This is a genomic window from Fischerella muscicola PCC 7414 (genome assembly GCF_000317205.1).
GTDB classification, from domain to species: Bacteria; Cyanobacteriota; Cyanobacteriia; order Cyanobacteriales; family Nostocaceae; genus Fischerella; species Fischerella muscicola.
Map to the genome: position 1 here is coordinate 39,828 of NZ_AJLK01000183.1, position 7,984 is coordinate 47,811.

Consider the following 7,984-nt stretch of genomic DNA (forward strand, 5'->3'; position numbering starts at 1 on the left):
ACAAGAAACTCCAAGTTTAAAATGAGACAATTCAAGTTTGAAACGTGAAACTTTTAGTTTGAAACCCGGAACTTCAAGTTTTAAACAAGAAACTTTTCGTTTCAAACGAGAAATTCCAAGCTTGAAACATGAAATTTCGAGTTCAAAGCTTGAAACTCCAAGGTTGAAACGAGAAATTCCAGGGTTGAAACGAGAAACTTCGAGTTTAGAACTTGAAACTCCAAACAAGATCCCCGACTTTTGATAAAAGTCGGGGATCTGTTTGGCTAAATGACACGGCAGCATTTGACAAAGAGCTAGAATGAAATTGTTAGTGGCTGTAGCAACTTAATAAGCAAAAAGACATAAATAAATGATGTGATTAGTGTAGAGACTAATTTAGCTGACAAGCTTGCTATATGAATATTTAATCCTATTCAAACCTCTCTCAACTCAAAAAAATTTATTTATGTTTAGGTACTTATTACATAGCTGCAAAAGCGTAAAACAGAGATACTTGGCTACAAGCTAGACATAACCAAACTGATCAATTCATTGTAATTCACATTTTTATCCCAAACATCATGTGATGAAGGCGAAAAAAAGCACGAATAAAAAGAGCGTGCAGTAAGTATTTCAGCCTGAATCCAATCTTTTCGTTTTTTTGTTCTCTGCTACCCATCATCAGTTCATAACAGAGAAAGCATAAGAAAATTAGCAAGTTTAAGTAGAAAAATAAACTTATGTTTCCCCCATTAGTTGATACAAATACTTCATTAAGTCTTAAAAGACTACAGCAGCATATAGCTGAATGTGCAAAACATTCTATAGGCTATCCTGCTAACCTCGACTTTGATTACACTTTACTGCTGCCATTCTTTCAATATAATCTTAATAATGCAGGTGATCCATTTGTCGAGGGCAACTTTGCTCTTCATTCTAAAGAATTTGAACGACAATCTCTTAACTGGTTTGCCCAGCTTTATGAACTAGAAGAATACTGGGGATATCTCACCAGTGGTGGTACGGAAGGCAATATCTACGGTATGTTCTTGGGTAGAGAACTCTACCCTGATGCGATTCTTTATTCTTCTCGCGATACTCATTATTCGGTTGCTAAAGCAGCACGTTTATTGAAAATACCTCACGTTGTGATTTGTTCACAATTTAATGGTGAAATCAACTATGAACATCTAGAGTATGAGCTATCACAGCGAAAACAGCAAAGTGCCATCATCAATATAAATTTAGGCACTACTATGAAAGGAGCAGTAGATAATATAGAGCGAATTATTGATATCACGCAAAGGTTAGAAATTCGCTTTTATATCCACTGTGATGGTGCACTCGGAGGAATGTTACTTCCTTTTATTCAGGAAGCACCAAAAATTAGTTTTCGAGACTATCCGATTGGAAGTATTTCTGTTAGCGGCCACAAGTTTATCGGTTCTCCAATCACTTACGGAATTGTTCTCACCCGTCAACCCTATGTCAAAAAAATTGAGACAAGTGTTGAATATATTGGCAGTAAAGATATGACTATTTTGGGTTCACGTAGCGGACTTGCTGCTTTACTTTTGTGGTATGCTATCCAGACGAGAAATCAGCAGTTCCATAGGGAGGTTGCTACCTGCTTGCAAAATGCGCGCTATTTACGCGATCGCCTCTTGGAAATAAATTACCATCCTCTACTTAATGACTTTTCAACCACAGTCGTTTTTGACAAACCCGACATCGAATTGTGCCGCAAGTGGCAATTAGCCACAGAGGGAAATCTTGCCCACATTGTCGTCATGCAGCACATTTCTACCCAAAAAATTGACCAATTTATAGACAATTTATTAGTTAAGAATAAACTTTCTTGTTTCTCAACCTCTTGCTTGTAAATCCCGACCTGATTAGATGCACAATATCGGAATCAAAACAAAAAATAACGCTGTGCCATTGGCAAAATCGTTGCTGGTTCACAAGTCAACAACTCTCCATCTGCCGTAACTTCGTAAGTTTCTGCATCTACTTCCATACGCGGTAATGTATCATTCAGCTTCATATCCTGCTTACTTAACTGGCGTATCCCAGAAACTGCAACTGCTTGCTTGTGTAACCCTAATTGATTGGGAATTTCCCTTTCTAATGCTGCTTGGGAAACGAAAGTTAAGGATGTGGCATGACGCGCACCTGCAAAACTACCAAACATCGGACGCATATGCACAGGTTGGGGTGTGGGAATGCTGGCGTTAGCATCTCCCATTTGCGACCATGCAATCATTCCACCTTTAATGACTATCTCTGGCTTCACACCAAAAAATGCCGGACGCCACAAACATAAATCTGCAAGTTTACCCTCTTCCACTGAACCCACATACTGAGAAATACCGTGGGTAATAGCTGGATTTATAGTATACTTTGCAACATAACGTTTTGCTCTGAAGTTATCATTCTGAACCCCCCCTGTTTCCCCCCCTTGGTAAGGGGGGGGTAAAAATCCGCGTTGCACTTTCATTTTATGTGCAGTCTGCCAAGTACGAATTATGACTTCCCCTACTCTGCCCATTGCTTGGGAGTCAGAAGAAATCATGCTAAACGCACCCAAATCATGCAAAATGTCTTCCGCAGCGATGGTTTCCCGACGGATGCGTGACTCAGCAAATGCCACATCCTCGGCAATTCCTGGATCGAGGTGATGGCAAACCATCAACATATCCAAGTGTTCATCAAGGGTGTTAACGGTGTAAGGACGGGTGGGGTTGGTGGAGGATGGTAAGACATTCGCCTCACCGCAGACTTTGATAATGTCCGGTGCATGTCCACCGCCTGCGCCTTCGGTGTGGTAGGTATGGATGACACGATTTTTAAAGGCGGCGATCGTATCTTCTACAAAACCAGCTTCGTTGAGAGTGTCAGTGTGAATTGCTACCTGTACGTCATAATCATCAGCAACGTTGAGGCAAGTATCAATTGTTGCTGGGGTTGTTCCCCAATCTTCGTGGAGTTTTAGCCCCATTGCACCAGCTAAAATTTGTTCTACAAGTCCTTGCGGTTTGCTAGTGTTACCTTTGCCTAAAAATCCCAAGTTCACGGGGAAGGCATCGGCAGCTTGTAGCATACGGTAAATATTCCAAGGCCCGGGTGTACAGGTGGTAGCATTTGTTCCAGTAGCTGGGCCAGTACCGCCACCAATCATTGTAGTAATACCGGAAGCGATCGCAACTTCAATTTGTTGGGGACAAATAAAATGAATATGGGCATCAATTCCACCAGCAGTCAGAATCATGCCTTCGCCAGCGACGGCTTCTGTTCCAGGACCGATAATAATATCTATATTGTCTTGAATATAGGGATTGCCAGCTTTACCAATTTTGAATATTTTGCCGTCTTTAATGCCGATGTCTGCTTTGACAATACCCCACCAATCGAGAATCAAAGCGTTGGTAATCACCATGTCTACAGCACCATCAGCGTTGGAGATGGGTGATTGTCCCATTCCATCCCGGATAACTTTACCCCCGCCAAATTTAACTTCATCGCCGTAGGTAGTGAAGTCTTGTTCGACTTCGATAAATAGTTCTGTATCAGCTAGGCGGATGCGATCGCCTACTGTGGGGCCATAGGTTTCCGCATAAGCGCGGCGATCCATTCTGTAACTCATAATTTTTATTTTTTGTTTGAACTTTATTCTTGAGTTGTTTTGCTTTTAGAAGCAAGCATTTGACAATGTTATTCTCAGAATTTATTATGATATTAGGTACAACCTGGGGGTAGTCGTATGACTGCCGCACAAAAACCACTCTGTTGGGTGGTTTTGTTGTTTTTACGTGTTATCAAAGCAATAGTACTTAATCCCTAAATTATTCAATTGGTTAGGCTCTAAGTTGCAGTCTACAAGTAAATTTGCATCTTTAAGAGCCACAAAGGCTTGATTATCAGGTTGCTGCTTACCCCTAACAACTGGGTACAAGCAAAGATCTGCTAGTTGCATAATACAGTTCCCTTTTTGCTTACTGTCAATTCCACGTAGTAAAACAGATAAATCTTCATTGGATAAAGGCGAGTATTTATTTGCTCTAGCATTATCGAAAGGATGACCTTGAGAGCGTAATTCATTAAAGTATTGCTTGAGCAGATTGTCTTCTTTTTTGCCTGCTGACTCAAAATAAACCATTAATGTACCGTTTTTCAATTCTGCATACTTAGCTGCACGTTCTACAACAATTGAAAAGGCACTTTTCATCATTTCCCACGTATTTGCACCATAAAGCTGTAAATAGCGGTTTAGATAACCAGTGCGAGATACAACGCAAGCATGAATAATTATGGGACATTTGACAATAGTGTCCGTAAGGTCTTCCATAAAATTAGCTTGTTCTTTCTCAGAAAGTCTTCCTAGCCAAGCAAAGCCTTTTTTTCGAGAACGTATTTCATTAGCATGTAATGGAATTTCTTGAGCAATATTCCAACGACTTTTAAAGTCTGCTACATATTTTTTAATAATAGACTCATTACTTCGCTCAATAAGAACACCACCCATAGCAAAAAAAAGTGCTGAGTCATTTGGAACAGGTTTAGGACTTCCCGACTCATCTATGTAGAAAGCAAACTCCTTTTGTGTATTTTGTTTGATCATTAACTGACAGTTTGGTTAGCGATTCCTTGATGTATGATACTTCTAATCACTAACTACTGGTATCGGTAGATGCAATCTATCTAAAGTTGTCCGTTAATTCTGCCGTTGAATCCGTATACTTGGCGTGTACCAGCAAGGGAAACTAGGGTGACTTCTTTTTCATCGCCTGGTTCAAATCTAACTGCTGTTCCGGCGGGAATATCGAGGCGCATTCCTCGCGCTTGTTCTCGATCAAAGTTTAAGGCGGTGTTGACTTCAAAAAAGTGGAAGTGGGAACCTACTTGGATGGGGCGATCGCCTGTATTTGAAACTCGCAATTTTACAGTCGGACGCCCCGCGTTAAGTTCTATTTCGCCTTGTGGTGTAATTATTTCTCCGGGAATCATCATACTTAATCCAAAATCATGCGTAAGTTATAACTGATAACTGGTAACTGATAACTGTTAAAAATTACCACTAACTTTTTGCTCATCTTGCTTAGGCATAGAATTAGTTTGTGATTCTTGGCGGATGACGCTAATACTACCATCAGCCTCCATAAACGCTCTTTTGACATCTTTGAGAGATTCCACACCCTGTTGACGCAACTGGCTCATTAATTCCTGTTCAGTAATGAGTTCACGTTTCATGTGGCGATCAATTATACGACCATTTTTTACTAGTAGTAATGGCGGTGGATTCAAAAAGCGCTGAAAAGAGGGAACTTTGTACCCCAACCAGTTTAAAAAATAACTCCAAAATATAACTGTTCCGACTAAAATAGCACCTTCTGTAATTGATGTATAGTTACTTGCCATCGCATTTTGAGCCGCTTCCGCAAACAGTAGAACTACAAGTAAATCAGCAATACCGAGTGTCCCTAGTTGTCGGCTAGGAAGCAAGCGTAAAACAGAAAACAATGCCAAGTAAACAATCGAAGCACGTATAATCAGTTCAGCAATGGAAATGCTAGGAATAAACATTTCTTGCCAATTAATATGAAGCCATATATCCATTAGAGTTTTTATTGATCACTAATATTTGATATTTCCTATCATTAGTGAAAGCAAAAATTAAAATTATTGCAAAACCCACAAGACTGATATATATACTAACTAAAGTAGTAAAAACGTAACAGGGCTTACGCAAAACATAACGAAAGTAGCGGTAATGCATGAATTATCGCTACGCAAGAATAAGTCCTGTGTGATGAAAATTAGAACTAGACTTAGGCTATTAGCCCGCAGTTTACTTGCGGGCGAGTCAATTACTAGAAATAAAACCAGCCATAACCTGGTTTCAAACTTTGAACGATCGCATCAAAATTGATTAATTGAAGTTAGCTTACTTCCGAGAATTGTCTTTCTGGCGTAGGCACTTCTAGTACTTGCGAGTAGAAGAACCCAGCTAATAGTCCTCCCAAAAGTGGCGCTACCCAAAACAACCATAACTGTTGAAGCGCCCAACCACCAACAAAAACTGCTGGCCCAAGGCTACGGGCAGGATTTACTGAGGTATTGGTAACAGGAATGCTAATCAAGTGAATTAGTGTTAGTGCCAAACCGATCGCAATGGGTGCAAATCCTTGGGGCGCACGGCGATCAGTAGCACCCAGGATAATCACCAAAAACATGAAAGTGAGAACTAGTTCAGCAAGAAAACAAGCCACCAGTGAAAAATTTCCCGGAGAGTGTTCTCCATAGCCGTTAGCTGCCAAACCACTACCAATTACATCAAATCCTGGTTTACCACTAGCAATGAGATAGAGAATGCCAGCAGCTAGAATTGCGCCGAATACTTGGGAACCAATATAAACAAATAATTCTGAACCAGGGAAGCGTTTAGCAGCCCATAAACCAACGGAAACAGCAGGGTTGAGGTGACAGCCAGAAATATGACCGATCGCATAAGCCATCGTCAAGACTGTCAAACCAAACGCCAGAGAAACTCCAACTAACCCGATACCTAAAGGAAATTTTGTACCATCCGCTATTTTTGCGCCATCGGCTGTAAATGCAGCTGCTAATACCGCACTGCCACAACCACCAAAAACCAGCCAGAATGTACCGATAAACTAAGCTAAACAACGTTTTACAAGTGACATATTTTTAACTGGTAACACGGTAAATGCTTGAATGAGTGAATATTACCAGTGAGCATTCAATATTGATGAGTTTGTTCTAAATTTCTTTATGATGGCTATTCAAAACTTTGATTATCGTATACAAATTAAACATTTTCTTCTGAGCAACTCTGAATGAAAAAGCCTTCAATTTATAATTTGCTTTTAGGACGGGCATCTTGCCCGTCCCAAAAGTTGTGTATTAAAAGAAGTGAAAACCGCTACAATATCCCAACATTAATCTAAAAGCTCCACGACCGTGATTGGTCACTAAAATCGCCCTGTATTTTGTCGTAACCTTCGATGGGTTCGTAAAGATTGTCAGGTGCAGTTTCTGACTTCGGCTCATTTGTCCGCTGCCCATCAAAAGCAGTACGCACCATATAAGCATCAACCAGACTCGGCGAGATTCTTTGAGCTGCAAGAATTGCCTTACCAGCATCGCCAACAACAACATCGCGTTTTGGACGTTCGGCGCACTCAACAATCGCTTTAGCAACCAAGCTAGGTTCGTAGATTGGCGGTACTCCCATAGGCTTGACTCCCAACTTGGTACGCGCCTTATTAAATATAGGTGTATTTATGGAAGCTGGCATTATATTAGTAACGCTAATAGGTAGCTTCTCATGCATCAATTCCACCCGCAGAGTTTCCAAAAAGCCATCCAGACCATGTTTTGATGCAGCATAGGCACTTTGTAACGGCAGACTGCGCCGCGCCTCCACTGACGTAACATGAATCAATGCTCCACGTCCTTCACGCTTGAGATGGGGTAACGCCGCCATCGCACCATATACCTGCCCCATTAAGTTAACATCAATAATGCGCTTAAATTCCTCTGGTGTTGTCACCTCAAAAGCAGCGTAGAGTTCCACCGCTGCATTGTGTACCCAGGTATCAAGACGTCCGTATTGCTCAACAGCCTGATCTGCGATCGCTTTTACTTGCTCTAACACCGTCACATCAGCGACTACCGCAGTTGCATCGCCGCCCATACCCCGGATTTCTGCCACTAAAGACTCTAACCCAGGCTGACTGCGAGCGGCAACTACTACCTTTGCACCTCGATTGGCAAACTGCAAAGCCGCATTGCGCCCAATCCCACTAGAAGCCCCAACTACCGCGACGACTTGCTGATTAATTGGCTTAAGTTGTATCTGCATGATTCCTACTCCTTGTTATTACTCCTACCAATCAAATAAGTCAGAGCAAACGCGGAGGTTCATCAGTCGCAGGGTTTATCAATTATCTGACTATTTTTCTTAGTATCTTTGTGCCTT

Annotated in this window: 8 protein-coding genes; 2 read left to right on the forward strand and 6 right to left on the reverse strand. The window is 41.2% G+C overall.

Going from position 1 to position 7,984, the window contains the following annotated elements; genetic code table 11:
• Nucleotides 1–37 precede the first annotated feature (37 nt).
• Nucleotides 38–244, forward strand: coding sequence for a hypothetical protein (locus UYI_RS39355; protein WP_016870187.1), 207 nt, complete (start codon nucleotides 38–40; stop codon nucleotides 242–244).
• 478 nt (nucleotides 245–722) lie between these two features.
• Nucleotides 723–1,865 carry a histidine decarboxylase gene (locus tag UYI_RS0128970; RefSeq protein WP_016870188.1) on the forward strand — a complete coding sequence of 381 codons (1,143 nt, stop codon included), beginning with the start codon at nucleotides 723–725 and terminating at the stop codon, nucleotides 1,863–1,865.
• A 32-nt stretch (nucleotides 1,866–1,897) separates the two neighbouring features.
• Here the strand turns inward: UYI_RS0128970 and ureC are convergent, their stop codons facing one another.
• The 6 genes from ureC to UYI_RS0129000 all read right to left on the reverse strand — a co-directional run bounded on the left by ureC (nucleotide 1,898) and on the right by UYI_RS0129000 (nucleotide 7,867).
• A complete protein-coding gene (gene ureC, locus UYI_RS0128975; RefSeq protein ID WP_026086242.1) occupies nucleotides 1,898–3,628 on the reverse strand; it encodes an urease subunit alpha in 1,731 nt (576 codons plus the stop codon).
• Nucleotides 3,629–3,790: 162 nt separating this feature from the next.
• Complete coding sequence (locus UYI_RS0128980) at nucleotides 3,791–4,603, reverse strand: DUF3800 domain-containing protein (RefSeq protein WP_016870190.1); 813 nt, start codon at nucleotides 4,601–4,603, stop codon at nucleotides 3,791–3,793.
• Nucleotides 4,604–4,683: 80 nt separating this feature from the next.
• The gene (locus UYI_RS0128985; RefSeq protein WP_026086244.1) at nucleotides 4,684–4,989 is read right to left on the reverse strand and encodes an urease subunit beta; all 306 of its coding nucleotides are present in this window, start codon (nucleotides 4,987–4,989) and stop codon (nucleotides 4,684–4,686) included.
• A gap of 57 nt (nucleotides 4,990–5,046) precedes the next feature.
• Nucleotides 5,047–5,598 carry a DUF421 domain-containing protein gene (locus tag UYI_RS0128990; RefSeq protein ID WP_016870192.1) on the reverse strand — a complete coding sequence of 184 codons (552 nt, stop codon included), beginning with the start codon at nucleotides 5,596–5,598 and terminating at the stop codon, nucleotides 5,047–5,049.
• Between the two features lie 323 nt (nucleotides 5,599–5,921).
• Entirely contained in the window at nucleotides 5,922–6,653 is a 732-nt protein-coding gene (aqpZ, locus tag UYI_RS0128995) for an aquaporin Z (RefSeq protein WP_026086245.1), read from the reverse strand.
• Nucleotides 6,654–6,946: 293 nt separating this feature from the next.
• Nucleotides 6,947–7,867 (reverse strand): SDR family oxidoreductase, encoded by a 921-nt coding sequence (locus UYI_RS0129000; protein WP_016870194.1) that lies wholly within the window; start codon nucleotides 7,865–7,867, stop codon nucleotides 6,947–6,949.
• Between the last annotated feature and the right edge of the window lie 117 nt (nucleotides 7,868–7,984).

What these genes read in the sequence shown, in the direction of transcription:
- UYI_RS0128970 (WP_016870188.1), top strand. Translation starts at nt 723, where the DNA reads ATGTTTCCCCCATTAGTTGATACAAATACTTCATTAAGTCTTAAAAGA.
- ureC (WP_026086242.1), bottom strand. Translation starts at nt 3,628, where the DNA reads ATGAGTTACAGAATGGATCGCCGCGCTTATGCGGAAACCTATGGCCCC.
- UYI_RS0128980 (WP_016870190.1), bottom strand. Translation starts at nt 4,603, where the DNA reads ATGATCAAACAAAATACACAAAAGGAGTTTGCTTTCTACATAGATGAG.
- UYI_RS0128985 (WP_026086244.1), bottom strand. Translation starts at nt 4,989, where the DNA reads ATGATTCCCGGAGAAATAATTACACCACAAGGCGAAATAGAACTTAAC.
- UYI_RS0128990 (WP_016870192.1), bottom strand. Translation starts at nt 5,598, where the DNA reads ATGGATATATGGCTTCATATTAATTGGCAAGAAATGTTTATTCCTAGC.
- UYI_RS0129000 (WP_016870194.1), bottom strand. Translation starts at nt 7,867, where the DNA reads ATGCAGATACAACTTAAGCCAATTAATCAGCAAGTCGTCGCGGTAGTT.